This is a genomic window from Actinomadura sp. 9N215 (assembly GCF_044326345.1).
GTDB lineage: Bacteria > Actinomycetota > Actinomycetes > Streptosporangiales > Streptosporangiaceae > Spirillospora.
Map to the genome: position 1 here is coordinate 182,981 of NZ_JBIRBA010000009.1, position 26,312 is coordinate 209,292.

Genomic DNA, 26,312 nt, shown 5'->3' on the forward strand with positions numbered 1-26,312 from the left:
GAGGTCTGGGGGGCGAGCCGGTTCAGGAGGGGGCGGTGCGTCGTCGTCGGATGCGGCGGATCTCGTCCAGCCGCAGGACGTCGCGGCGCAGCAGGCAGCCCGTCCCGTAGAGGCAGGCTCCGACGAAGGTGGCGACGAGGAGTGGCAGGAGACCGTCCAGGAGCAGCCGCGTCGTCAGCGGCAGGACGCCGAAGCCGACGCCGGCGAGTGCGGCGGCGGTGAGCGTCCCGCGCCCGAACGGGTGCAGCCGCAGCACGTGCGCGATCTGCGCCAGCGGCACGGCGTTCTTCACGAACAGCGCGATCGCCCACCCGGCCGCCGCGCCGGTGATCCCCAGCCACGGGATCAGCAGCAGGTCGGCGACGATGTTGACGGTCATCGCGGTCACGATGTTCGCGAGGTTCCAGGTCGTCTTCCCCGCCATGATCAGCACGGTGTCGACCTGGCCGCAGATCGTCGCGAACAGCATGGTCAGCGACAGGATCAGCACCACGTCGGCGCCCTCCTCGTACCCGCCGCCGAAGAGTTGCAGCGAGTAGGGCGCGAACGTGGCGAACACAAGGTAGACGGGCCAGGTGAGCAGGACGAGCCAGCACGTCGCCGTCTGGTAGAGCGACCGGGCCCCGGCCATGTCCCCGCGCGACAGGACGGCGCTGAGCTGCGGCTGCACCGCCTGGCCCAGGGCCTGGTTGCCGATCTGCCCCACCACGACGTAGCGGGTGGCCGCCGTGTACACGGCCGCCTGCACCGGGCCGAGCAGGCCCGCGACGAGGACGATGTCGAACCGCTGCAGGACGATCTGCGCGAGCGACGCGATGGCCCGCGGCGCCGTGTACCGCCAGAACTCACGGGTCGTCCCGCCGGGAGTCTCCGCACCGGCCGCCTTGTTCGGCTCCGCAGGGCCCGCCTTGTTCGGCTCCGCCGTGGCGGGTTCGAGCGGCGGGACGGGGCGGCGCATCAGGCGGCGCAGGAGGAGGACGGCGAGCACCGCGGTCACGATGTAGGGGCCCGCCCAGGCCGCGCCCAGCAGCGACGTCGCGCCGAACAGCGCGAGGCCCGCCAGCAGCGACAGCTGGAGGCCCTGCCGGGCGATGTTCTCGACCAGCGCCGTCGGCCGCATGGCGCGGTACCCGCGCGTGGCGGCCAGCGCCGCGTCGGACACGGCCGCCGCAGGCAGGAACAGCGCGAGCGCGCGCAGGTAGCGGGCGCCGTCGTCGGCCGGGCCTTCCACCGCCGCCTCGGCGATCCACGGCGCGGCCGCGTACAGCGCGGCGGCGATCACGAGCGCCGCGACGACCGTCGGCCCGAACGCCGCGCGGACGTACGCGGCGACGCGGTGCCCGAAGCCGAGCGCCCGCGTCCGCGCGATGAAGTAGACGAGCCCCACGTCGGTGCCGAGCCGCGCGAGCGCCAGGCCCATCAGGAAGACCGTGGTGGCGGCGAAGAAGACGCCCGCCTCCTGCTTGCTGAACCCGCGGGTCAGCACCACCACGGACAGGAACTGGGCGACGGCGGCGAACCCGGCGCCCATGAAGTTCAGGACACCGCCGCGGGCCAGCGCCCGCAGATCGGCCGTCCCGCGTCCGGCGGTCCCGGTCGTGGTCGTGGTCGTCTCGGAGGTCGACGTCATCGCCAAGACGGCGGCTTCCCGAGCCAGCCGGCGAGGCGCTCGTCCTCGGGCAGGAAATGGTCCGCCAGTTCCCGGCGCACCGCGTCGGAGAGCTTCGACGCGCGGGGCGCGGCGTTGTGCCGCTCGAACGCCGGATACTGCCCGCCCGGCAGGCCGAGGAACGTCAGCACGCCGTCGTAGACGCTCTCGGGGCAGGTCGCGAGCGCGTGGTTGTCGATGACGTGGATGCGCTCCCGTCCGACCAGGCCCTCCAGCCGTTCCAGCTGCTCGGCGTACCGTCCGCGGGCGCGGTAGGCGTGATGCTGGACGGCGAAGCTCAGATACGACGGGTCGGCGACCATCTTGTCGACCTCGCCGTCCAGCCGCTCCTCCTCCAGTTCCAGCGCACGTTCGAACGGCTCGGTCTCGAACCCCCGCCGCACCTCTTGGGCGTGCGCCGAATAGGCGCGTTCCACCGGGTCGCGCACCATCACGATCAGTTTCACGTCCGGCAGGTCTTTCGCGATCCGTTCCGGGGCGAGCGGATGGAACATGTAGAAAGGGCTGGCCTCGAATGTCTGCGGCCGCACCCCGACGCGGCGCTCCACCAGGCGGGCGGTCGCCTTCAACGGGAAATGCGCCTTGTACCACGGAAATCCGCGGTCATAGGCCATGTCGAAGTAGTGCACGCCCTTGTCCATGCGGTCCCGCAGGACGGCCGGGTGCGCGCGCAGATAACGGAACAGCGACGTGGTGCCGCACCGCTGCGCCCCGACGATGAGGAAATCGGGGACCATCCGCGCCTCGTGGGTGAGACGCCCCACGGCCCGCACGCCCTTGCGGACCGTCTGTTTGGCGGATCCCGTCAGCGCCTGGGAACCGGTCACGGCCGCATCCTTCCGTCGGGGTTGAAATAGGACGACTGGGCCAGCTCACGGAAGGCGCGCATCGATTCGGGGTGGCCGCGCAGCGAGTAGTACATCGTCGTCTTCTTGTTGTGCCGGTGGTTCTTGTCGTAGTAGGCGAGCGCCTTGACCTGCGGCTCCCGCCGGATGTAGTCGCCGAACGAGCGCAGCCATTCCGCGCGTGCGCCGCCCTTCTCCTCGGCGCCGTACTCGCCGATGACGACGGGCTTGTCGTGGCCCTTCGCCCAATTCAGGAACGACCCGAAGACTTGCTCGGGCGGGCGCAGCTCCGGATAGGCGTACCCGTCGGCGCACAGCCAGTCGACCTGCCCGTCGCCCGGATAGTAGGCGCCGGCGCGGCCCGCGTCGAAGCCCTCGACCGTCGGGCACCACACCCAGCCGACGTTGGACGCGCCCTCGGCATGGAAGATCCCCCTGATGCGCCGCCACGCGGCGACGTACTGCTCCGGGGAGCCGATCTCCTTCTGCAGGTTCGGCCGGTCCATCTCGCCGCGCCACGCCAGCAGGACGGGCCTGCCGAGCTTCTTCACGTCGCGGGCGCGGGCGCGGATCACGTCGTCCTCGCGTCCCTTGACGATCGACTCGGTGCCGGTGCCGCCCCAGCCGATCATCATCACCCGGCCCTCGCCGGCGAACCGCTGGTCGATCTCCCGCGGGAACGGCTTCTCCCACGGGTAGTAGGAGCGGACGAGGTCCATCGGGCCGCCGATCCGCCGGTCGAAGTCGGTGACCGCGCCGATCTGGCTCTGCTGGGAGTGGTCGCCGTCCCGCGGTTCGACGTACGCGCCGAACCAGGCGCCCTGCCCGGGCGGACGCGGCCCGCCCTGCGGATAGGAGTCGAGCTCCCGCACGGGCGCGGGCCCGCCGTCGCGGGCGGCCCAGGCGAGCCCCGCGACGCCCGCCAGCACGACGCCCGCCGCGCCCGCGACCAGCGCCATCGCCCACGGGCGCGTGAGCGTCCCGCGGCGCTTCGGCGCGGTCCCGTCTCGACCTCCCCCAGGCCCGGGCGCCTGCGGCCCGTTCGCCTGAGGGGGAGTGGTCGGCTCCTTCAAGATTCAACGCCCCCCGATCCTCGTTCTGCAGTCGCTCAGCCCGGCCCGCCCAGTCCGGCCGGCGTGCCCGGCCCGGTCGGTGCGCCCGGTGCGCCCAGCGCGGCCGGCGCACCTGGCGCGCCTAGTCCGGCCGGTGCACCGGGCCCGGCGGCGCCGGTCGTCGCGCGCTGCGGGGCCCGCTGCCCGTAGGTGTGCGCCGGCTCCGGCCCCGAGAGGTCGACGGCCGGGTCCTCGTCGCCGATGGCGGCGCGGGTCGCGAGGTTCAGCGCGACGAGAATCAGGACGCCGAAGACGAGCCCCGCGATCACGTCGGACACCCAGTGGACGGCCAGGTAGGTGCGAGAATATGCCTCGATCCAGGCGAGCAGGGCCAGGATCGTCCAGCCGATCACCCGGCCGCGGCGGCTCGTCCGCGCGCTGAGGAAGAAGAAAAAGGCCACGATGCCGTACACCGCGACGACCCGGACGTTCCCGCCCGACGGGTACGTTCCACCCGAGTTGGGCGGGGCGGGGCGGTCCATCAGGTAGGTCAGGCCGAGGACGAGGTAGTGCGAGGCGAACAGCATGGCGCCCATCGCGGCGGCCGGCAGCCAGCGGTGCCGCCGCCACACCAGCGTCAGCATCAGGACGGCCCCGACGCACGTCCCCCGGACGAGCCACGACGTGCTGACGTCCGTGATCACCTCGTTGAACGACTTCCAGAACCCGATCTGGTGGTCGAGCGTGCCCTCGTAGACCCAGTCGTCGAACGGCTGGGCCGCCACCGCCACCGGGCCGAGCGCGGCGGAGACGCACCAGGCGACCGCGAGGGCCCCGGCGGCCACCACCATGAATCGCCAGGGCGCGCTTAGCCGTCCGACCGGCCCGCCGCGCAGCCACGCGACGATCCCGCCCCGGCCGCGGCTCCGGCCTCGGCCCCGGGGTCCGGCGGGTTCCATGCCGTGGGCGCCTGCCCCGGGCCGGGCGACCGCTCCAGCGTCGGCGCCTGCTCCGGAGTGGGCTCCTGCTCCGGCGTGGGCGCCTGGTCCGGCGTGGGCGCCTGCTCGGGCATGGGCCGTGTCGAGCCGGCCGGCGCGGTAGAAGGCGGCGGCGCCGGCGAGCGCGATCAGCAGCAGGCCCAAAGGCAGCAGGAGGGCGATGATGAGGGACATGGCACCTTGAGAGGTCGGGCCGAAGGCCTGGACGCCGCAGCGTGAGAGGGGTTCTGCGCAATTATGCCGTAGCCCGGCAGATGAGCCGTCCAGCCAATCCGGCGGTGAAGAGGGTCAGCAGTAGACGCCCCGGCCGGGAGGAAGGTTTACCGCGGCCAGGCATGAATCACTTTCCGTAGCGGACTTTTACCTAACGTACATAACAATTTATGTAACACCGGCTGACCACTGGGAACTCGTGAGCCGGACGATGTGCGAGCGGTAACGTTCTCGCGCAACGGTGGTGCGCGGTGGCCGTCCCCTCATATAGGCCCCGCGCCTCGGTGGGCCCCGACGGGGCAATTCCAGGAGTGACCGTAGATGGTTCGAACGTGTAGAGCGCTGGCCGCGGTACTGCTTGTCGTGACGGGGGTTTTCGCCCTCGCCGGACAGGCGTCCGCGGAACGGCTGACCCAGGACCGGCTGGTGAGCCCCGACCCGGTGAACTGGTCCCCCAACATCCTCGACGGCACCGTCTACGCGATCGAGCAGATCGGTGACAAGATCATCGTGGGCGGCACCTTCACGCAGGTGAAGGAGGTCGGCAACAGCACGGCCTTCGCCCGCGCCAACATCCTCGCGTTCAACGCGACGACCGGGAAGATCGACACGGCGTTCGTGCCCAAGGTCGACCGCGCGGTGTACGACCTGCAGGCGGCGCCGGACGGCAAGTCCGTCTACGTCGCGGGCAGCTTCAACAACGTGAACGGCGCCGCGCTGAAGGGCGTCGCGCTGCTGAACGTCGCCAACGGGTCGACGGTCACCACGTTCAAGCCGCCGGTCGTCGACGGCATGGTCCGCACGATCGGCCTGTCCAAGGGCCGGCTCTTCATCGGCGGCTCCTTCGCCAAGATCGCCAACCAGTCGCACCCCGCGCTGGCCGCGCTCGACGCCGGCACCGGCAAGCTCACCGACTTCGTCGACCTCGGCGTCGGCGGCCTGCACAACGGCGGCACCACCAAGGTCTGGCAGTTCTCGATCACCCCGGACGCGAGCAAGATGGCCGTCATCGGCAACTTCACGCAGATGGACGGCAAGACCCGCGACCAGTTCGCCATGCTGGACCTCACCGGCGACAAGGCCGCGGTGGCGAACTACTACACCAGGGGCTTCGAGGCCCAGTGCACCCGCTCGGTGGAGACCTACCTGCGGGACGTCGAGTTCTCGCCCGACGGTGAGTACTTCGTCATCGTCTCGACCGGCGCCTACTACGCCAACACCCTCTGCGACACCGCCACCCGGTGGAAGACCGACCAGAGCGGCACCGACCTCAAGCCCACCTGGGTCAACCACACCGGCGGCGACACGCTGAGCGCCGTCGCGATCACCGGCGCGGCCGTCTACGTCGGCGGCCACAACCGCTGGCTGAACAACCCGTTCTGCGCGGACCGCGCCTGCCAGGGCGCCGTCAGCCGGCCCGGCATCGCCGCGCTCAACCCCGTCAACGGCGTCCCGTTCGCCTGGAACCCGACGCGCGACCGCGGGCACGCGGTGGAGGACATCCTCCCCACCCCCGACGGCCTGTGGTTCGGCGCCGACACCGACCAGGTCGGCGGCGAGTACCACGCCAAGATCGCCAAGTTCCCGCTGGCCGGCGGCAAGCAGATCCCGAAGAACAACACCGGCAAGCTTCCCGGTGACGTCTTCATGGCCGACGGCAGCGCGGACAACAACGTCGACAAGCGCCACTTCGACGGCACCACCGCCGGGGCGGCCGCGTCCGTCCCGAACGGCGGCACCCCCTGGTCGGCCGCCCGCGGCGCCTTCATGATCAACGGGCAGCTGTACTACGGCGCGTCCAACGGCACGTTCAACCGGCGGACGTTCAACGGGACGTCCTTCGGCGCCCCCGAGACGATCAACACCGCCGACCAGCTGGCGAACATGTCCACCTGGCACGGCGAGGTCGACGACATCACCGGCATGTTCTTCCAGGACGGCCGCGTCTACTACACGCGGTCCGGGTTCGGCGCGACCGGCAGGCTCTACTACCGCTACTTCGAGCCCGAGAGCGGCATCGTCGGCGGCGAGGTCTACACCGCGTCCACCGGTGTCACCGGGCTGAGCTGGAGCGACGTCGAGGGCATGTTCGTCGCCGGAGGCAAGCTGTACTGGGCGAGCAAGGCCAGCGGCGACCTCAAGAGCGTCGAGTTCAAGGACGGCGCGCCCGTCGCGGGCACCGTCAAGACCGCCGAGTCCACCGGGGACTGGCGCGCACGCGCCCTGTTCCTGCTCGCCGGCACGCCCAACAAGGAGCCGGTGGCGGCGTTCACCTCGTCCTGCGAGGCCCGCGCCTGCGACTTCCAGGGCGCCGCGTCCCTCGACTCCGACGGCCAGATCACCGGCTACGCGTGGGACTTCGGGGACGGCAAGACCGGCACCGGCGCCGCGCCGCAGCACACCTACGAGGAGAGCGGCACCTACACGGTCAAGCTGACGGTGACGGACAACGACGGCGACACCGGCACGGTGAGCAAGAGCGTCCAGGTCGTCGACAAGGCCATCGCGTACCGCGGCGGCGCCGGCGACAACCGCAACACCAACGCGCCGGCCGTGACGGTGCCCGCCGCCGTCGCACCCGGCGACGGCATGGTGCTGATCATGACCAAGAACAGCAGCACGGTCACGGTCACCGCCCCGCCGGCCGGCTGGACGAAGGTCGACGAGGTCACCGCCGGGAGCATGACCAGCACGGTCTACAAGCGGGTCGCCGTCGCCGGCGACGCGGGCTCCGTCGTCAAGGTCGGCCTGAGCGGCTTCGCCAAGACCGACGCCCGGCTGCTGACCTACCGCGGGACCAACGCCACCGACCCGGTCGCGGGCGCGGCCCACGGCGTCGGCCTCACGTCCGCCACGGAGCACGTGACGCCGAAGGCGGACGTCGCCGCCGCGGGCAGCGTGGTCATCTCCTACTGGTCCGACAAGGGGACGACCACCGGCTGGACGGCCCCGCCGGCGATCACGACGCGCGGGACCGAGGGCGGCGGCAGCTCGTCGAGCATCAGCGTCCTGGTCGGCGACTCGGGCGGCTCCGTGCCGCTCGGCGCCTACGGCGGGCTCACCGCGACCGCGAACGTGGCGGCCAACAAGGCCGCCATGTGGACGATCGTGCTGAAGCCGCAGCAGTGACGCGGCGTCCGGCCCGGCTCCTCGTGAGCCGGGCCGGACACCGGAACGCCTGAGGGGCGGACCAGATCACCTGGCCCGCCCCTCAGGCGTTTCGCGTAGAGCGCTTCCCGCGTTTCGCGTGGAGCGGTCGCGTCAGCCCACCCGGTCCGACCATGAGGTGAGCACCGGCAGGAGCCACGTGTCGAGGCGTCCGAGGCGGGCTCCGGCCTCGTCCTGCCGGTCGGTCAGGTAGCGGGTGCCGAGCTCGGCGAGATACAGCAGGGCCACGAGCGTCGCCTCGTCGGGCGTGAGACCGAGCGGCGCCAGCGCCTCCGGCGCCCCGGCCAGCCCCTCGTCGGCGGCCCGCCGCGGATCGACGCCGCCCTCGGTGATGGCGTCCTGCGTCACGTAGTGCACCGCGTCGAACCCGACCGGCACGCCCGTGCCGAAGCGCTCCCAGTCCCAGACCAGCATCGTGTCGGGCAGCGCGGCCATGTTCCAGGCCGTCCAGTCGCCGTGCCAGGCGCCGAAGGGCAGGACGCGGTCGCCCGCGCGCTCGGCCACCCTGTCCAGCGCCGCCGTGATCTCTCTGGCCGCGTCGGTGCCGAGTGCCGTGGCGCGGGAGCGGAGCGCGTCCCAGTAGGGGGCGGCGGTGAGCGGGAGCCGTTCGACGCCGTCGACCTCCGCCACCTCCGCGACCGCCGCCATCATGCGGTCATGGCTGAGCGTCGCGTGCCGCGACCACACCGGCAGCGGGTCCAGGACGAGGATCTCCAGACCGTTCCACTGCCCGGCGTGCGCGATCGACGGGACCCGCACCGTGGGCATCGGCCGCTTCGCGAGCGTTTCGAGGGCCGTCCGCTCGGCCCTGACCAGCTCGCGGGTCAGCTCGTTGACGCCGATCTTGGCGTAGCCGAGCGTCCGTCCGTCCCGCGCGAGGACCTGCGCCACCGGCTTGCGGTTGGCGCGGTCCGGCCCGATGTGCAGGGCGATCGTCACCTCAGCACCGAGCACGCGCCCGAGATATCCCTCGATGTCCGGCGCGTCGGCCGGCCCCGTGGACGCCTCGTCCGCGGCCGTGCCGTTCGACGGTCCTGTCTCGTAGACGCGGATGCGGTCCCGCAGGAGCGGGCCGCCCACACCGGACCGCAGGCCGATCGCCAGCGCGCGGGACAGCAGGTTCGCCTTGCGGGAACGGTCCTTGTTGAAGCCGAGCACCGCCGTCGCGCCCGGACGGCCGGCCGCGGGCAGCATCAGCCGCGGCTCCCGCGCGTGCGGCACCAGCAGGTACTCGCGGACGGGCCGTCCCGTGCCACCGGCGCCGGACCCCATCGCGACGTGCCGCGGCGGCGGCCACAGCAGCGCCGCGATCTCCGCCACATAGCGGGCGCGGCCCGACACGGCCGCCGGAGCAGGGCCGGAGGATGTTCCCACGTGTAGTTCACCCGTCTTCTTGTCGTCGGCGCGCCTGGTCGCTGCGCCACAGCAGGGCAAGGCTCACGAAGGTCAGCGACAGCGGCGACCCCGCGGACGTGTAGGCCGTGCTGAACCAGAACGACAGCAGCACGACGAGGGAGCCGCCGATGCCGTACGCGGTTCGGTCATGCCGGTAGCGCCACAGCGAATGCAGGAAGAAACCGAAGAACAGCGCCGTCCCGACGAAACCGTTGGAGATCAGGAGGAGCCACAGCTGCCCGGTGCTGCCGACCGTGGAGTTGCCGCACTGCTCGCAGCTCGGCGTCCGTCCGATGGCGATGGACGACGGGCTGCCGCGCAGCGCCCGTCCCGACCCGTAGCCGAGGACGGGTGAGCTCACCGCCGCCTCCCACGACCGCAGCGCCAGCGTGGAGCGGATGTTGTCGCTGTGCCCGTGCTCGGCGCGCGCCTTGACCATGGTGCTCAGCGGGGACAGCGCGAACACCAGCATCCCGACGATCAGGCCGAGCGCCAGCGCCCCGAGCACGAACAGGCGACCCTGCATCATCAGCCGGAACGCGACGTACAGGACGGCGATCACGATCCCCAGCCACATCGCCCGGTTCAGCGAGTAGACGGTCGGGATGGCGGCGACCACCGCGAGCACCGCCACCGCCCATTTCGCGCCGCGGGACCCGGTGGACCACCAGCCGACGAACACCCACACCATGAGGACGACGAGGTTGTTGCCCCAGATGTTCGTGTACTCGAAGGGCGCCTTGGGACGCGCGTTGGACGTCGTGCCGAGCACGTCCTGCACCTGCGCGAGGCCGGGATGGACCATGTCCTGGACCCATTTGCTGCCCGTGAACGACTTGGGCAGCAGCATCTCCACCGGGGAGGTGAAGCTCGCCTCGGGGAACAGGACGCCCAGCACGCCGCCGATCACCGTCACGATGCCGAGGAGGCCGAGCAGCCGCGCCAGCTTCCGCAGCGGCATCTGCTCCTCGGTGAGGTTCCCGATGTAGAGGAACATGACCGTGGCGGCGGTGTACAGGACGATGCGCTGGGCGAAGCCCAGGAAGCCGCCCGAGTCCGGCATGGTGCCGGGGGCGACGAGGCCGAGCGAGGCGGCGCCGGCGGCGGCCCAGATCAGGAACAGCACCCAGATCCCGAAGCCGGGCGGGACCTTGATCCGCCGCCGCCGCATCAGCAGCCACGCCATCGGGACCGCGGCGGCGCCCCAGATGATGGACGTCATGCCGAGCGCCCACCACACCGGGTAGATCGCGAACAGCGCGTACAGCGGCCAGGCGGGCAGCGGGCGGCCGGGCCGCCCGGCGGCCGGTTCCGGGACCGAGCTCAGGGGCCGCGCCGACGTCCGGCCCTCCCGCGGCAGATCGACGATCATCGCGGGTCGACCGGCACAGGAGCGGCCGCGCGAAGCCCGGCCGCGACCGAAGCGGCCGCGGCAGGGGCGGCCGAGGAGAAGGCGGCTGCGAGCGAAGCGGCCGCAGCAGGAGCAGCCGCACGTGAGGCGACCGCGGGACGGGCGGCTGCGGGCGGGGTGGCTGCGGGTGGGGCGGCGAGGCCGGCCCGGGACGACGGATGCACGGCCCGGCCCGCTAGCGCCGCCACGTCGTGTCGGGGAGCGTCTTCCCGTTGGGCGACGCCGTCGGGTCGAGCGCCTCGAGCATGCTCTTGGTCTTCTCCCCGCCGAGCTCGTCCGGGAGCCGATCCTCGCGGGCCGGGGCGTGCTTCGCGCCGCGCGGCTTCTCACCGGCCGGCGTCTCGCGGGCGGACGCGTCCCGGGGCGGCTTCTCGGACGACGGCTTCTCGACGACGCGCTTGTCCGCCATGGGCTTGTCGAGCACGTCGGCGGGCTTGAACCTGAGCGTGTCGCCGTTCTCGAAGCGCTTCCGCTCGTCGTCGCTCTCCGTCCGGTCCCGGGCGGGACGGGCCTCGCGGGCGTCGCGGGGCTCGCGGCCGCCGGCCGTCCGGCGGCGGGAGAGCCGCGGTTCGACGACCGGCTGCCCCGGCCCCGCGCCGGGCGTGGAGCCGCGGACATCGGGCTGCCCGGGCTCGATCGCCGGCTGCGCGGCCGCGGCGGGACGGCGCATCGCGGCGGGCGCGGGGCGCCGCTGCGGCGGCTGGGGGGACGGCTTCGGCTCGCCCTGCTCGGGCACACCGACGGCGCCGAGCACCGCGGTGCCCATCCGCTCCAGCTGCCTGAGCCCGAGCGCGACGTCGTCATGCCTGGTCAGCGGGATCTCCACCACGACCAGCGCGGCGTCCGCCGCGTCGGCGAGGGCCTGCGCGTCCGCGCTGACGGTGGTGGACGCGGTCTCGATGATGACGTAGCCGACCGTCCGCCGCAGCCGCTCGATCAGCCGGTCCATGTTCTGCCGTTGGAGCAGCTCGGACGCCATGTCGACGTCGACGCCCGAGGTGATCACGCGGAGGTTCGGGACGCGCGGGGAGACGCGCGCGACCTTGGCGAGGTCCTCCTGCTCCAGCAGCACCTCGGCGAGACCCGGGCCGGGCGGGACGCCGAGCAGGTCGGCGGACGCGCTGGAGTCGAGGTTGGCGCACACCAGCATCACCTTGGACTCGGTCCGCACGAACGCGGCGGCCAGGTTGGCGGCGACGACGCCCGGACCGACGCCGGACGCGGCCCCGGTCACGAGGATGACGTGGTTGCCGTGGCCGAGCGTGGCGGTGACGAGGTGCGCGAGCTGGTTGAAGCTCTGCCCGATCCGGCTGCGGCCGAGCTGCAGGTCGAGCGTGGCCTCACGGCGGCCGAACGGCGTCGTCATCAGCACCGGCAGCCCGGTCGTCCGCTCGATGTCCTGCGGGTGCCGGATGTGCTTGTCGGCCCGGTCGCGCAGGACCGCGATCACCAGCCCGAAGAGGAGCCCGGCCATCAGCCCGGCGGGCAGGTAGAGCCGCGGGTTCGGGTTGGACGGCGTGTCGGGCAGGGACGCGCCGGTGATGACCGTGCCCGGCGTGATGTTGCTCGCCTTGATGTTGGCCGAGGCCAGCCGCTCGTTCAGCGCCTGGATCTCGCCGGTGATGATTCGCTGCTGGTTCTGCGCGTTGGCCCTCGCCGCGGTGCCCCTGGTGGTCAGCCGCAGCATGCCGACGACCTCCTGCAGCCGCGCGGTCAGCTTGTCGAGCCGTTCGGTGGCGTTCTTGATGTCGGCGTCGAGCTTGCCGCGCGCGCTTGCCGCGCGGTTGTCCAGGTACGCCTGGGAGAAGGCGCGGGCGCCGTCGCGGGCCTCCGTGGCGGAGGGGCCGTCGTAGGCGATGGTGAGGATGCTGGAGTTTGGCGGCACCGTCACCGTGACGCGGTCGGCCAGCGCGCCCGGGTTCTCCGACGACTTCAGCAGCTCCCTGGCCCGCGCCGCGACCTCCGTGGACTTGACGATCTGCGCCTCAGTGTCGAGGTTGGCCCCCCCGGTGCCGCGGGCGTTGGACGGGGCCTCGTCGGCGCCGGTCTCCGTGACCTGGATCGACGCCTGGGAGGAGTAGGTCTTCGGTGACACCAGCACGAGGGCGAACGCCGCGGCGAGGCCGGCGGCGGTGGCGAGGAGCACGAGCCGCCAGCGGCGGCGGAGGATCGCCGGATAGTCGGTGATCTCTATCGAGTCCGGCCGGGATGACGGATCCATGGTGTGGAGTCTCCCTCGATCATCGGTCGGCGGGCGGCGGACGATGCCATCGGGCCGAGCGACAGTGTCGGCCGACGTTACACTACCTTGACTCGTCCGGTGCCATGAATTGAACGAAGCCCGACCGGGGGACGCTGTTCGGGCTCGGGAACGCGCCGGTGACGATCACCTGTTCTCGGGCGTCGTGGCGTCCCGCGCGGGCGTGCCTCCGTGTTGACCGGCACCCTGGGACGCACCGCCGGACCTGGCGCCATTGGGCTTCACCTCGCCGCCGGGCGTCGCGTTGCCGGACGCTCCGTTGCCGGGCATCGCGCCGCCGGGCGTGGCGTTGCCGGACGTCGCGCCGCCGGGGCCTGTACCCGCGGGTGTCGGGTCGCCGGGGTTGGGCGCGGCGGGGTTGCGGCCGCCGGGGGTCGTGCCGGTGGGGTTGGGCGTGCCGGGCTTGGCGGCCGCGGGCCGGGTCGGCTTTCCGGTGTGCCTGCCGGGCTTCGCGGCGTTCGCTCCGCCCCGCTTGCGCCGCCTGAGCAGCACCGCGCCGGCCGCCGCGAGCGCGGCGACCACGACGATCCCCGCCACGATCAGCAGGATGCCGGTCGAACCCGAGTCGTCCTTCTTGACGGGCGGGATGTAGCGGCCTCCGTTGGCGGCCCGGCCCGGGGCCGACGTCTCCTGCGGGGCGCTGCCGGCGGACTTGATCAGATTCCCCATCGCCTTCAGCTGGTTCTTCCCGCCCTGGCGCTGCGCCTGCTCGACCAGCCGGGTGGTGGTCGCCGGGTTCAGGGACGTCGAGTGGGCCCGCAGGCTGCTACCGGTGAGCAGCACGTACGTGCCCGACCGTCCCACCTGCTCGGCGACCTGCTTCAGCAGGGCGTCCTGGGACGCGGCGTCCGGGAGGTCCTTGCTCTTCGGCAGCACCATGACGTAGACGGGCAGCTTCTGGCCGTCCATCGTCTTGCGGAGGTAGTCGAGCGTGGGATCGGTGTCCCACTTCCCTGTGCCGGAGGCCACGTAGAGCGAGTTGTACGACACCAGCGCGTCGGCGAGCTGGACGGGGTTCACGTCGGCCCGCGCGGCGGGCAGCCCGGGGGCGGCGAACAGCGTCGCGCAGGCGGCCAGAACGGCGAGCGCCAGGCGACGGACTCGCTGGACCTGGACGCGCCGGATGGAGTGCGGCATCACGGATGACGGTCCTTCTTGCTCAGGGCGGGATGTTCAAGACGAACGGATAGGTGACCACCGTACTGGTGCGCGCTGGGCTACTGGTCGCGTTTCCCCCTATTTCCGGTGCTCAGCCCGGCCAGGGCGGCGGGCGCGCCCGGGTGCGCCCGGGGGTGGCCCGGGGCGGCTCAGCGGACGAGTTCGTCCGCCGACGCGGTCGCGGTGTCCGTGGCGGGGAGGGGGGTCCGGGCGGCGCGGCGGCGCAGGACGAGCCATGCGGCGGCCGCGGCGGCGGTGAGGGCGGTGAGCGTCCAGGCCAGCGGGACGGCGCCGAGCCCGAACATCTTCAGGGACGACGCGACCAGGACGAGCGTCAGGATGCGCCGGATGACGCCGCTGGGCGCGCGCGAGGAGATCCGCGAGCCGAGGTAGACGCCGGGGACGGAGCCGACGAGCAGCGCGGCGGTGACCTCCATCCTGAAGTCGCCGAACAGTAGGTGGCCGATTGCGGCCGCGAACACCAGCGGCACGGCCTGGAGCAGGTCGGTGCCGACGAGTTGGTTGGCCTTCAGCGCCGGGTAGAGGGCCAGCAGCGCGACGATGATGAGCGAGCCTGAGCCGACCGAGGTGATGCCGACGACGAGCCCGCCGATCACGCCGACCAGCACGGTCGGCACCGGCCGCACCTTCACTCTCGACGCCGTCCCGCCGTCCTTCTCTTCGGTGGCGCCGGGGGCGCCGCCCGCGCGGCGGGACAGGTAGCCGCGCATGACGAGGCCCATGGCGGCGATCATGAGGGCGACGCCCATGGCCTTGCTGATGATGTCCTCGACCTGGTCGCCGTCGCCGAGCGCCCGCGCGAGCAGGACGCCGGAGAACGCCGCCGGCACCGAGCCCGCGCACAGCCAGCCGACCAGCCGCATGTCGATGGTGCCCTGGCGGTAGTGCACCGCGCTGCCGACGGGCTTCATCACGGCGGCGGCCACCAGGTCGCTGGAGACGGCGGCGAGCGGGCTGACCCCGAAGAACGTCACGAGCATCGGCGTCATCAGCGCGCCGCCGCCCATGCCGGTCAGCCCGACGATGATGGCGACGAGGAAAGAGCCCAGCGCCATCGTCCAATCGAAGTCCATCGGCATGACCTACCTGGTTTGTCGGGAAACTCGTCCATCAGGGTAAAGGAGGTCATCCATACCTGCTAACCCTGGTATCCCTTTCGAACCCCTAGTTCGGGATTTGTCGCCTTTCCGTACCCAGGTCTACGCGGAGCGTACCCAGCCGCCGCCGACCAGCAGGTCGAGGACCTTCGCGACCGCCTCGTCCGGCGTCATCCGGGACGTGTCGAGCGTCAGGTCGGCGTCCGCCGGCTCCTCGTACGGGTCGGAGATGCCGGTGAACTCGGGGATCACACCCGCGCGGGCCTTGGCGTACAGGCCCTTGCGGTCGCGCCGCTCGCACTCCTCCAGCGGCGTCGCGACGTGCACGAGGATGAAGTCGCCGACGGCGGACACCATCCGCCTGACCTCCGCGCGGGTCGCCGCGTACGGCGCGATCGGCGCGCAGATCGCCGTGCCGCCGTGCCGGGTGATCTCGGCGGCGACGAACCCGATGCGCCGGATGTTGAGGTCGCGGTCGGCGCGGGAGAACGTCAGGCCGGACGACAGCATCCGCCGCACGACGTCGCCGTCCAGCAGCGTGACCGTCCGGCCGCCGCGCTCGACCAGCGCGTCGGCGAGGCCGCGCGCGACCGTCGACTTCCCCGAGCCCGACAGGCCCGTGAAGAACACCGTGATGCCGCGGGACAGCTTCGGCGGGCGCGCCAGCGCCAGCTCGGCGGCGACGGCGGGCGGGGTGAACCAGTCGGGGACAGGCTCGCCGGCGTCCAGCAGCTCGTTCAGCCGCTCCTGGGTCAGCTCGGCCTGGACGTGGTCGGGCTCGATGCGCGCGACCGGCCGCCAGACCTCGACGTCGGCGTCGTAGGCCCACGGCTCCGGCACGACCACGGGGATCGCGGTGTCCTCGACCTCGTGCTCGGAGAGCAGATGCGTGGCGCCGTACGCGGCGGCGACGTGCGCGTGCAGCAGGAGGTCGCGTTCCCGCGCGCCGCCCACGACTCCGCCGCGCGCCGGAAGCGGGACGGGGATGATCCGCGCGCCGTCCGGCAGCTCCTTGCGGACGCCGAGCAGCGCCCGGACCAGCGACTCGTCGTGCTCGCCGCCCAGCAGCGGCAGGACGATCACCTGGGCGCCGAGCCGCTCGGCGACCTGCCTCAGCTGCCCGAGCTGCTTGCGGTGCAGCGGGACGCGGGTGGCCACCGCGAGAACGTTCCCTTCGGCGAGGTCGAGCTCGTCGGGACGGCGCCGCAGGCGGTGGAACGGTCCGTGCGCAGGAGCGCGGAGGGCCTCAAGCGGCCCGGCGAGCCGCCATCCCTGGCTCGTCGGGTCCTGCCACGCCTCCGCGACGCGCAGGACCGCGACCGGCACGCCCTCCGGGTCTTGAAGGACGACCCGCTCGTGCCCGGTCAGCTCCTTCGGGACGGACAGCGTGACCGGGACCGGCCACGGGGTCCCATCCGCGAGCCGTCCGCCCGCGATCACCATGGCGGTGTCGTACGAGCCGAGGAACCCGGTCAGCGGCCGGTACGCGCCGGCCAGGATCAGCTCCAGGTCGGCGAGCTCCACCGGACCCGGGGTCCAGGCGGGCAGGTCGCGCAGCGTGTCGGACAGGCCGGGCTCGGCGGTCACCGCGATCTCCGATCTTGCGTCGCCGCCGTGGCGAAGGCGCGGCGGCCGGGCTGAACCGTGTGGGAGGAGTTTCCGCAGGAAAAATACTGCGTCCGGCCTGCCTCGCGCACCACCGCCCGCCCGTACGCGGGAGTCAGATAACCCTGGCGAAACGGTTCTCCGGCTTGCGGATCACGAACGTGACCTCGCTGTGGTCCGCGGGGAGGCGGCCCCTGCTGAGCACCGACACCAGCCGGCAAAGCAACTCGGCGAGGCCGGTTCCGGCCCCGAGGGCCGCGATGGCCTGCCGCGAGGTGTATTCCTCCGCGACGACCAGCCCGCGCATCACGCAGTACCACTGCATGCCCGACCGCGACGCGACCCGGTCGTAGACCGCCGGCGGCGGGCTCGTCCGGACCACCGGCCGCGGGGTCAGCTCCGTGGCCGTCGCCGCGCCGTCCTCTCGGCCGGATTCCGTGCCGGACGCGTCGCCGCCGGCCGGATACGGGACGCGGGCGTGGGCGCCGCCCGGGCCGCGTCCAGGGCGGACGCCGTGGGCCCGCCTGCGCCGCCGGCGGCCGGAGGTGTGCAGCCACCGCGGGAGCGTCCGGTCGAGGAAGCCGAACGCGGTGTTGCGGTCGCGCAGGTGGACCAGCAGCAGCCCGCCGGGCTTCAGCGCCGCGACGAACCGGTCGAGGACCAGCTCGGCGTGCGGGACGCGCTCGATCAGGTACGAGGCGTGGACGACGTCGTACGCGCGCGGCGGCAGCGGCACGGTCCGCAGGTCGCCGAGATGCCAGGTGTCCAGGTCGGGCCGCTCGCAGGTGTAGGCGCGCAGCTCGGGGGACTCCATGTCGACGCCCGTGACGTGGTGTTCGCGGTCGCCGAGGTCCAAGCCCGTGCCCCAGCCGCAGCCCGCTTCCAGGATGTGGATCCGCTGCAGGGGCTTCTCTAGGGCGTACTGACGAGCGCGTTCTGAGAAGAGATCGCCGTCGTTGACCGGCGGCGTACGCAGATCGGTCACGGTATCGCAGCGTAATCGCCTGACTGCGGTCCGTCCGCTATTTGCCTATTCTTGGTAATGGCCGTGTCGCGCTGCGTCGCCGTCCTCGTCCCGTCTGTGAGCTGCGGCGCAGCCTGAACGAGAGGGCGCCGCGGCGCGTACCCTGGAACGCGGTACCGGGATCCGTGTGGGATTTCCGGGTTTTCGGGCTGCCCTGCTCCGGCTGACGAAACGGCGATGATGACGCTTTCTGGACTTGTTGATCTCGCGTGCACCGATCCCGGGTTGGAGCGCGCTCTCACGACGGCGCGGACGGATCAGGAGATCGTCGCGCCGTCCTCCCTGTGGCCGATCCTGGCGGCGGCGCTCGCCCGCCGCGTCAGCGGCCCCGGCCCCGGCTCCGGCGCCGAGCCGGGCGGCGGGGTCGTGCTCGCGGTGACCGCCACGGGACGCGAGGCCGAAGACCTGACGGCGGCGCTGACGAGCCTGCTCGCGCCCGACCGCGTCGCGCACTTCCCGGCGTGGGAGACGCTGCCGCACGAGAAGCTGTCGCCGCGCTCCGACACGGTCGGGCAGCGCATCGCCGTGCTGCGACGGCTCGTCCACCCGGGGGCGGGCGGTCCGCCCACCGAGGAGGAGGCGGGCAGTGCGGTCAAGGGCGGTGTGCTGGACGTCGTCGTGACGCCGATCCGGGCGGTGCTGCAGCCGATCGTGTCCGGTCTCGCCGACCTGGAGCCGGTCCGGCTGGTCTCCGGCGAGGACGCCGACATGGACGACGCCGTCCGCAGCCTCGTCGACGCCGGGTACCACCGCGTCGACCTGGTGGAGAAGCGCGGCGAGATCGCGGTGCGCGGCGGGATCCTGGACGTGTTCCCGCCGACCGAGGAGCACCCGCTCCGGGTGGAGTTCTGGGGCGACACCGTCGAGGAGATCCGCTACTTCAAGGCCGCCGACCAGCGTTCGCTGGAGGTCGCGCAGGCCGGGCTGTGGGCGCCGCCGTGCCGCGAGCTGCCGCTGACGCAGGACGTCCGCGAGCGCGCGAAGCTGCTGGCCGAGGAGCACCCGGCCCTTGAGGAGATCCTCGGCCGGATCGCCGACGGCGACACCGTCGAGGGCATGGAGGCGTTCTCGCCCGTCCTCGCCGACAGCATGGAGCTGCTGACCGACCTGCTGCCGGACGGGTCCGCGCTGCTGGTGTGCGAGCCGGAGCGGATCCGCACCCGGGCGGAGGAGCTCGTCCGGACGAGCCAGGAGTTCCTGGAGGCGAGCTGGGTCAACGCCGCGGCCGGGGGAGAGGCGCCGATCGACCTGGGCGCGGCGGCGTTCCGGTCGCTGGAGGAGGTCCGCGCGCACAGCACGGAGCTGGGCCTGCCCCGCTGGAGCGTGACAGCCCTCAACCCCGAGGGGGACGCCCTCAACCTCGGCGTGCAGCCCGCTGAGGCGTACCGGGGCGACACGATGCGCGTCGTCGGCGACCTCAAGGGCTGGATCGACGGCGGCTGGCGCGTCGTGATGGTCACCGCCGGGCACGGCCCGGCGGAGCGCCTCGTCCAGCTCGTGGGGGAGGAGGGGATCGGCGCGCGGCTCGCCGACCTCGCCGGACCGCCCGACCCGCGGGTCGTCACCGTCACGACAGGGCTGCTGGAGAGCGGGTTCACCTGGGAGTCGGTCAGGCTGGCGGTGCTGACCGAGACCGACCTGTCCGGGCAGAAGTCGTCCACCAAGGACGCGCGGCGGATGCCGTCGCGGCGGCGCGGCGGCATCGACCCGCTGCAGCTCAAGGCGGGCGACTACGTGGTGCACGAGCAGCACGGCGTCGGCCGGTACGTGGAGATGGTCAGCCGGACGGTCCAGGGCGCCACCCGCGAGTACCTGATCCTGGAGTACGCCAAGAGCGACCGGCTGTTCGTCCCGACCGACCAGCTCGAAGAGCTGACCCGCTACGTCGGCGGCGAGGCGCCGAGCCTGCACCGGCTCGGCGGCGCCGACTGGCAGAAGGCCAAGTCCCGCGCCCGCAAGGCGGTCAAGCAGATCGCCGGGGAGCTGATCCGGCTGTACTCGGCGCGGATGGCGAGCCCCGGCCACCCGTTCGGCGCCGACACCCCGTGGCAGCGGGAGCTGGAGGACGCGTTCCCGTACGTGGAGACGCCCGACCAGCTCGCCGCCATCGACGAGGTCAAGCTCGACATGGAGAAGCCCGTCCCGATGGACCGGCTGATCTGCGGCGACGTCGGCTACGGCAAGACGGAGATCGCGGTGCGGGCGGCGTTCAAGGCCGTCCAGGACGGCAAGCAGGTCGCGGTGCTGGTCCCGACGACGCTGCTGGTGCAGCAGCACATGTCGACGTTCACCGAGCGGTTCGCGGCGTTCCCCGTGGTGGTGAAGCCGATCAGCCGGTTCCAGTCCGACAGGGAGATCGGCGAGACGCTGCGCGGCATGGCCGACGGCACCGTCGACGTCATCGTCGGCACGCACCGGATCCTGTCGTCGCAGACCCGGTTCAAGAACCTCGGGCTGGTCGTCATCGACGAGGAGCAGCGGTTCGGCGTCGAGCACAAGGAGGAGCTGAAGCGGCTCAGGACGCAGGTCGACGTCCTCGCGATGTCCGCGACGCCGATCCCGCGGACGCTGGAGATGGGCCTGACCGGCATCCGGGAGATGTCGACGATCCTGACGCCGCCTGAGGAGCGGCATCCCGTCCTGACGTTCGTCGGCCCGTACGAGGAGAAGCAGATCGCGGCGGCGATCCGGCGCGAGCTGCTGCGCGAGGGCCAGGTGTTCTTCGTGCACAACCGGGTCCGGTCGATCAACAAGGTGGCGGCGAACCTGGCGAAGCTCGTCCCGGAGGCGCGGATCGGCATCGCGCACGGCCAGATGAACGAGCACGAGCTCGAAAAGGTCATGGTCGACTTCTGGGAGAGGAACTACGACGTCCTGGTCGCGACGACCATCGTCGAGTCGGGGCTGGACGTGCCCAACGCCAACACGCTCATCGTCGACCGCGCCGACATGTACGGCCTGTCGCAGCTCCACCAGCTCCGCGGACGCGTCGGACGCGGCCGCGAGCGCGCCTACTCGTACTTCCTCTACCAGCCGGAACAGCCGCTGACCGAGACCGCGCACGAGCGGCTCGCGACCCTCGCGCAGCACACCGAGATCGGCGCCGGCATGTACGTCGCGATGAAGGACCTGGAGATCCGCGGCGCGGGCAACATCCTCGGCGCGGAGCAGTCCGGGCACGTCGCGGGCGTCGGGTTCGACCTGTACGTCCGGATGGTCGGGGAGGCGGTCCGGGACCTGAAGGAGGGCGGCCGCGAACCGGAGGCCGTCGAGACGAAGGTCGAGCTGCCCGTCGACGCGCACCTTCCGCACGAGTACGTCCCGGGCGAACGGCTCCGGCTGGACGCCTACCGCCGCATCGCCGCGATCACGTCCGAGGACGAGATCGGCGCCGTCCACGACGAGCTGAAGGACCGGTTCGGGCCCCTGCCCGTCCCGGTGCTGAACCTCCTCGAAGTGGCGCGGTTCCGGACGAGGGCGCGCCGCGCCGGGCTCAGCGACGTGACCGTCCAGGGCACCTTCATCAAGTTCACGCCGGTGCGCCTGCCCGACTCCAAGCAGGTCAGGCTCCAGCGGCTGTACCCGAAGAGCATCCTCAAGCCGGCGACCGACACCCTGCTCGTCCCGACGCCGAAGACCGCGCAGCTCGGCGGCCGTCCGCTCCGCGATCAGGAACTACTGCACTGGGCAACCGACCTAGTCCAGGCCCTGTTCACCCAGGGGGGCGACCCCCTGGAACCCCCGCCACGGTCGGCGAACCGTTTCCCGAGCCGCTGACGCGTCTCGCGAAACGGCCCGCCGACCGGCGGGCCGTGCGACCTCCGGCGCGGGGCGCCTCCGGCCGCACGACCCGTGGCCCCGGCTGAGGTCTGATCCGGGGGCGTCCCCTGGAGCCCGTGGTACCCGGCGGCAACCGGTAGTCTGGCGCGACCCCCAGGTGATCAACAGCCGATCGACCACGATGAGACGAGGTTTCCGTGCACGGTAGATCCGTGAAGGCCGCGGCGGCGGCCGTGGCCGCCGTGGTCGCGGCCGGCGCGCTGACCGGCTGCGGCGACTCGCCGAAGGTCGGCGCCGCCGCGATCGTCGGCGACAACCGCATCACCGTCACCTCGCTGAGCCAGACCGTCCGCGACTGGCGGGAGCAGTTCAGGGCCGACCCCACGGCCAACCAGCTGCGCGCCAACCCGGCCGGCCCGCAGCTCGCCGCTGACTCCGAGTCCGACCTGCAGGGCGCGCTGACCCTGCTGATCCACTTCCGGGTCGTCGACGAGGTCGCCGAGCGGGCGAAGGTGACGGTCACCGGGGCGCAGGTCGACGCCGTCGTCGCGGGGATGAACGAGGAGGTCGCGCAGCGGAAGCTGCCCGGCGGGGCCGACTCGATCACGCTGGCGAACGGGCTGCCCCGCGAGCACACCCGCGACCTCGCGCGGCTCTTCGCTGCGCAGGGCGCGGTGATGCGGTCGTTCGGCGCCGACCCGAACAACCCGCAGGGCCCGGCGACGCTCCAGGCCGAGAACCGCTGGCAAGAGACGTTCCGGAGCACGGCCGACCGCATGGACGTCGAGGTCAACCCGCGCTACGGGACCTACGACCCGGGCAAGTTCGAGGTCGGGCCGGTCACGTTCCGGCTGTCCAGCCCTGATTCGGGTACCCGGGGCGCATGAGCCTGACACTGCTCGCGACCACGCACCGGGTGGCGCCGGGCCTGCTGACCTGGCGCGCGTGGGACGCGCTCCGGTCGGCGTCGGCCGTCCGCGCCCGGGCGGGGCATCCGCTGCTGCCGTCCCTGGGCGACGCCGGGATCGTCCCCGAGACGGTGGACGCGCCCGACGCCGCCCGGCTGGTCGCGGACGCGCGCCGCGCGGACGTCCTGTGGATCGCGGCGCCGGAGGGCGACGAGTCGCTGATGCGCGAGATCGGCCACCTGGTGGTGGACGACCCGCTGGACGTGGAGGTGCTGCACGGGTCGTACGACCTGCCAGGCGCCCGGCTGCTCGACCTCGTCTCCGTCATGGACACGCTGCGCCGCGAATGCCCGTGGGACCGCAAGCAGACGCACGCCACGCTCGTCCCGTACCTGCTGGAGGAGGCGTACGAGGTCCTCGACACCATCGAGTCGGGCGACTACGGCGCGCTGCGCGAGGAGCTCGGCGACGTGCTGATGCAGGTGGCGTTCCACTCGGTGGTCGCCGCCGAACGCGACGACGAGACCGCGTTCACCATCGACGACGTGGCGGGCGCGATCGTGGACAAGCTCGTCCGGCGCCATCCGCACGTGTTCGGGGACGTGACCGTCTCCGGCGCCGACGAGGTCAACGCCAACTGGGAGCAGATCAAGGCGGCCGAGCGGGCGGAGAAGAGCGGGGAGGACGCGTCGGCCCTCGACGGCGTCCCGATGGGGCAGCCCGCGCTGTCGCTCGCCGCGCAGCTCCAGCGCCGCGCGGCGCGCATCGACGCCCCGTCCGCGCTCGCGGACGACCTGACCGTCGCCGATCCGGCCGCCGCCGGCCGGACGGGCACCGATCTCACCGGCGCCGATCTGCCCGGTGGTGATCTGGCGGGTGCTGGTCTGGCGGGTGGCGAGGCGGCCGGGAGCGACGTGGGCGGACGGCTTTTCGCGCTCGTCCGGGAGGCGGCCGACGTCGGCCTTGACCCGGAAGCCGAGTTGCGGGCGGTATCGCGGGTATTCCGCGATCGTGTCCGAGCGTGGGAACGGCAAGACCGGCGATGACCCCGACAACGGCGAGACTGATTCGCGAGGTATCTACCCGAATATCGCCGATGGGGTAGTACGGCCGGGGAGGCGCGTCTACTCTGAGCGCGTGTCGGCTGGGGCTGATGGTGACTCAGAGGAGCCCGCTGTAGCACAGGGCGTCCCGATGGACGATGGTGCCCTGGCGCCGCGGCGCCGGCCCCGCCGCGTCTTCACCGCGTCCACGACCCGCGCCGAGAAGGCCCGCGCGCTTCGCGGCCTGTTCACGTTAGGCGGCCTCGCGGGCGGCCTGGTCGCGCTGATGCTGCTCCCCACCACCTGCGCCGCCGGGATCGGCGCCCGCGACGCCGCGGACTGGTTCCTGAAGGAGCCGGAGGGGCTCAGCACGTCCGGCGTCCCGCAGCGGTCCACGATCCTCGACGCCGAAGGCCGCACCATCGCCACGTTCTTCTACCAGAACCGGGTCGACGTCCCGCTGGAGAAGATCGCGCCCGTCCTCCGGATCGCGGTGCTGGCCATCGAGGACAGCCGCTTCTACAACCACGGCGCCATCGACGCGCAGGGCACGCTGCGGGCGCTCGCGAGCAACCTCGGCCACGGCCAGGTCACGCAGGGCGGGTCCGGCATCACGCAGCAGTACGTCAAGAACCTGCTGATCACCCAGGCGGACTCGGCCGACGAGCGGGCCGAGGCGCAGGAGGTGACGGCGGCGCGCAAGATCCGCGAGCTCCGGTACGCGGTCGCGCTGGAGAAGCGGTTCACCAAGGACGAGATCCTGCGCCGCTACCTCAACATCGCCTACTACGGCGACGGCGCCTACGGCATCGAGGCGGCGTCCCGGCACTACTTCTCCAAGCACGCGTCCGAGCTGACCCTGGCCGAGGCGACGCTGCTCGCCGGCGTCATCCGCTACCCGTACGCCTACGACCCGACGCAGCATCCCGGCGCGGCCCGGCAGCGCCGCAACATCGTCCTGAACCGGATGGCCGAGCTCGGCTGGATCGACCGCGCCACGGCGGACGCCACCGCGCGCCTCCCGATCAGGCTGAACGTGGACGACGTCAAGAGCGGCTGCGTCACCAGCAAGGCGCCGTTCTTCTGCGACTACGTCCAGCGGGAGATCCTCACCAACGAGGTGTTCGGCAAGACGGCGGTGGAACGGGAGAAGCTCCTCAAGCGGGGCGGCCTCACGATCCGCACCACCATGGACCGGCGGGCGCAGAAGGCCGCGCAGCGCGCCGTGAACGAGCACGTCCCGCCCAGGAACTCCGCGCGCAAGGCGGCGGCGGAGGCGATGGTCGAGCCGGGCACCGGCGAGATCAAGGCGATGGTCGTCGACCGCGCGCTCGGGCCCGACAAGGAACGCGGCAAGACCTGGATCAACTTCGCCGCCGACGCCAGCCACGGCTCCAGCATCGGCATGCAGGCCGGGTCGACGTTCAAGGTGTTCACGCTGGCCGCCGCGCTGGACGAGGGCATGCCGTTCGGCACCAGGCTGATGGCTCCGCGCGAGTACACGCCCGTCGGCTACCGCAACTGCAAGGGGCAGCGCGTCGGCGACCCTTCGGTGTCGCTGGGCAACGCCGCCGACGGCGAGGGCGGTAAGCAGTTCAGCATCGTCACCGGCACCCAGCACTCCGTCAACACCTTCTTCCTCGCGCTGGAGAAGGAGGTCGGCCTCTGCGACACCGTCAAGATGGCCGAACGGCTCGGGATGCGGAAGTCGGACGGGGAGCGGCTGGAGCAGGTCCCGTCGTTCACGCTCGGCTCCAACCCCGTCTCGCCGCTGCGGCTCGCGGCGGCGTACGCGGCGTTCGGCGCGCGCGGCAAGTACTGCAAGCCGATCGCCATCAAGGCGATCACTGACGCGACCGGACGCAGGCACAAGGTGCCTCCGCGCGAATGCGACCAGGTCATGGACAAGGGCGTCGCGGACGCCGTCAACCACGTGCTGACCGGCGTCCTCACCAAGGGCACGGCCCGCGGGATGGGCCTCGGCCGCGACGCCGCCGGGAAGACCGGCACGGTCGACGACTTCTCCGCCGCCTGGTTCGCCGGGTACACGCCGGACCTCGCCGCCGCCGTCTGGGTCGGCGACCCGCGCGGCGGCTACCGGTACCCGATGGACGGCCTGTGCATGGACGGCCGCTGCTACGGCACCGTGTTCGGCGCGACGATCCCCGCGCCGATCTGGAAGCAGAGCATGCTCGGCGCGCTGTCCGGCACGTCGGCGACCTCGTTCGACCGGCCGCCGTCGCGATTCTTCAGCAAGGGGTCGGGCGAGGAGAAGGTCAAGGTTCCCGACGTCCGCGGCATGAAGCCGGACGAGGCCATCGAGAAGCTCCGCGACGCCGGCTTCAAGACCCGCGTCGGCAAGCCCGTCAAGTCCCGCGAGTACAAGAAGGGCACCGTCGCCGAGATGTCGCCGGGCCCCGGCTCCGCCGAGCCCGAGGAGACCATCACGCTGCACGTCAGCAAGGGCCCGGGTCCCGGCGGCGACGACGGCGGTGGCGGCGACCAGCATCCGCCGATCCCGCCGATCACCCCGCCGCCGACGTTCCCGACCGTCCCGGACGGCGACCGCGGCCAGCTGACACCGCCCTGACCTGCGGATCCGTGTGACCGGACGATCTCCGGGTAGATCACCGGTCGGGTTCACCCGCGTGAACCGCTGCGAATC

Annotated in this window: 16 protein-coding genes; 5 read left to right on the forward strand and 11 right to left on the reverse strand. The window is 72.3% G+C overall.

The annotated features are described in order from the left end of the window. Positions 1 to 22: 22 nt before the first annotated feature. The 4 genes from ACH34T_RS17565 to ACH34T_RS17580 are packed head-to-tail and all read right to left on the reverse strand — an operon-like array spanning position 23 to position 4,738. Positions 23 to 1,630: a lipopolysaccharide biosynthesis protein gene (locus ACH34T_RS17565; protein ID WP_395993196.1), complete on the reverse strand. Its 1,608-nt coding sequence runs from the start codon at positions 1,628 to 1,630 to the stop codon at positions 23 to 25. Continuing rightward, positions 1,627 to 2,496, reverse strand: a complete 870-nt coding sequence (locus tag ACH34T_RS17570; RefSeq protein WP_395993197.1) for a sulfotransferase family protein — start codon at positions 2,494 to 2,496, stop codon at positions 1,627 to 1,629. Before ACH34T_RS17570 ends, ACH34T_RS17565 begins: the two co-directional genes overlap by 4 nt. Further along, entirely contained in the window at positions 2,493 to 3,587 is a 1,095-nt protein-coding gene (locus ACH34T_RS17575) for a glycoside hydrolase family 26 protein (protein WP_395993198.1), read from the reverse strand. Before ACH34T_RS17575 ends, ACH34T_RS17570 begins: the two co-directional genes overlap by 4 nt. A gap of 35 nt (positions 3,588 to 3,622) precedes the next feature. Beyond that, a complete protein-coding gene (locus ACH34T_RS17580; RefSeq protein ID WP_395993199.1) occupies positions 3,623 to 4,738 on the reverse strand; it encodes a phosphatase PAP2 family protein in 1,116 nt (371 codons plus the stop codon). 402 nt (positions 4,739 to 5,140) lie between these two features. Here ACH34T_RS17580 and ACH34T_RS17585 point away from each other — a divergent pair, with 402 nt between their 5' ends. Further along, on the forward strand, positions 5,141 to 7,906 hold the full coding sequence (locus tag ACH34T_RS17585; RefSeq protein ID WP_395993200.1) for a PKD domain-containing protein: 2,766 nt from the start codon (positions 5,141 to 5,143) through the stop codon (positions 7,904 to 7,906). Between the two features lie 132 nt (positions 7,907 to 8,038). Here the strand turns inward: ACH34T_RS17585 and ACH34T_RS17590 are convergent, their stop codons facing one another. The 7 genes from ACH34T_RS17590 to ACH34T_RS17620 all read right to left on the reverse strand — a co-directional run bounded on the left by ACH34T_RS17590 (position 8,039) and on the right by ACH34T_RS17620 (position 17,877). Next, positions 8,039 to 9,319, reverse strand: a complete 1,281-nt coding sequence (locus ACH34T_RS17590) for an aminoglycoside phosphotransferase (RefSeq protein WP_395993201.1) — start codon at positions 9,317 to 9,319, stop codon at positions 8,039 to 8,041. 7 nt (positions 9,320 to 9,326) lie between these two features. Continuing rightward, entirely contained in the window at positions 9,327 to 10,712 is a 1,386-nt protein-coding gene (locus ACH34T_RS17595; protein ID WP_395993202.1) for an O-antigen ligase family protein, read from the reverse strand. Between the two features lie 214 nt (positions 10,713 to 10,926). Then, positions 10,927 to 12,972 (reverse strand): Wzz/FepE/Etk N-terminal domain-containing protein, encoded by a 2,046-nt coding sequence (locus ACH34T_RS17600; RefSeq protein ID WP_395993203.1) that lies wholly within the window; start codon positions 12,970 to 12,972, stop codon positions 10,927 to 10,929. A 165-nt stretch (positions 12,973 to 13,137) separates the two neighbouring features. Next, complete coding sequence (locus tag ACH34T_RS17605; protein ID WP_395993204.1) at positions 13,138 to 14,148, reverse strand: hypothetical protein; 1,011 nt, start codon at positions 14,146 to 14,148, stop codon at positions 13,138 to 13,140. Between the two features lie 170 nt (positions 14,149 to 14,318). Further along, a complete protein-coding gene (locus ACH34T_RS17610; protein WP_395993205.1) occupies positions 14,319 to 15,263 on the reverse strand; it encodes a sulfite exporter TauE/SafE family protein in 945 nt (314 codons plus the stop codon). A gap of 126 nt (positions 15,264 to 15,389) precedes the next feature. Next, positions 15,390 to 16,874: an adenylyl-sulfate kinase gene (gene cysC, locus ACH34T_RS17615; RefSeq protein ID WP_395993206.1), complete on the reverse strand. Its 1,485-nt coding sequence runs from the start codon at positions 16,872 to 16,874 to the stop codon at positions 15,390 to 15,392. A gap of 133 nt (positions 16,875 to 17,007) precedes the next feature. Next, on the reverse strand, positions 17,008 to 17,877 hold the full coding sequence (locus tag ACH34T_RS17620; protein WP_395993207.1) for a class I SAM-dependent methyltransferase: 870 nt from the start codon (positions 17,875 to 17,877) through the stop codon (positions 17,008 to 17,010). A 219-nt stretch (positions 17,878 to 18,096) separates the two neighbouring features. On the opposite strand from ACH34T_RS17620, the gene mfd reads away from it, so the two are divergent. The 4 genes from mfd to ACH34T_RS17640 all read left to right on the forward strand — a co-directional run bounded on the left by mfd (position 18,097) and on the right by ACH34T_RS17640 (position 26,237). Beyond that, positions 18,097 to 21,693, forward strand: coding sequence for a transcription-repair coupling factor (mfd, locus tag ACH34T_RS17625; RefSeq protein WP_395993288.1), 3,597 nt, complete (start codon positions 18,097 to 18,099; stop codon positions 21,691 to 21,693). 200 nt (positions 21,694 to 21,893) lie between these two features. Next, positions 21,894 to 22,583 carry a hypothetical protein gene (locus ACH34T_RS17630; RefSeq protein ID WP_395993208.1) on the forward strand — a complete coding sequence of 230 codons (690 nt, stop codon included), beginning with the start codon at positions 21,894 to 21,896 and terminating at the stop codon, positions 22,581 to 22,583. Then, complete coding sequence (locus tag ACH34T_RS17635) at positions 22,580 to 23,650, forward strand: YabN family protein (protein WP_395993209.1); 1,071 nt, start codon at positions 22,580 to 22,582, stop codon at positions 23,648 to 23,650. The genes ACH34T_RS17630 and ACH34T_RS17635 overlap by 4 nt, the downstream gene beginning before the upstream one ends. 148 nt (positions 23,651 to 23,798) lie before the next feature. Further along, entirely contained in the window at positions 23,799 to 26,237 is a 2,439-nt protein-coding gene (locus ACH34T_RS17640) for a penicillin-binding protein (RefSeq protein ID WP_395993210.1), read from the forward strand. The last annotated feature ends 75 nt before the right edge of the window (positions 26,238 to 26,312 follow it).

Bases quoted from the DNA above. Each gene is read 5' to 3' on its own strand.
- ACH34T_RS17565 (WP_395993196.1), bottom strand. From the start codon at position 1,630: ATGACGTCGACCTCCGAGACGACCACGACCACGACCGGGACCGCCGGA.
- ACH34T_RS17580 (WP_395993199.1), bottom strand. From the start codon at position 4,738: ATGTCCCTCATCATCGCCCTCCTGCTGCCTTTGGGCCTGCTGCTGATC.
- ACH34T_RS17595 (WP_395993202.1), bottom strand. From the start codon at position 10,712: ATGATCGTCGATCTGCCGCGGGAGGGCCGGACGTCGGCGCGGCCCCTG.
- ACH34T_RS17600 (WP_395993203.1), bottom strand. From the start codon at position 12,972: ATGGATCCGTCATCCCGGCCGGACTCGATAGAGATCACCGACTATCCG.
- ACH34T_RS17605 (WP_395993204.1), bottom strand. From the start codon at position 14,148: ATGCCGCACTCCATCCGGCGCGTCCAGGTCCAGCGAGTCCGTCGCCTG.
- ACH34T_RS17610 (WP_395993205.1), bottom strand. From the start codon at position 15,263: ATGGACTTCGATTGGACGATGGCGCTGGGCTCTTTCCTCGTCGCCATC.
- mfd (WP_395993288.1), top strand. From the start codon at position 18,097: ATGACGCTTTCTGGACTTGTTGATCTCGCGTGCACCGATCCCGGGTTG.
- ACH34T_RS17635 (WP_395993209.1), top strand. From the start codon at position 22,580: ATGAGCCTGACACTGCTCGCGACCACGCACCGGGTGGCGCCGGGCCTG.
- ACH34T_RS17640 (WP_395993210.1), top strand. From the start codon at position 23,799: ATGGACGATGGTGCCCTGGCGCCGCGGCGCCGGCCCCGCCGCGTCTTC.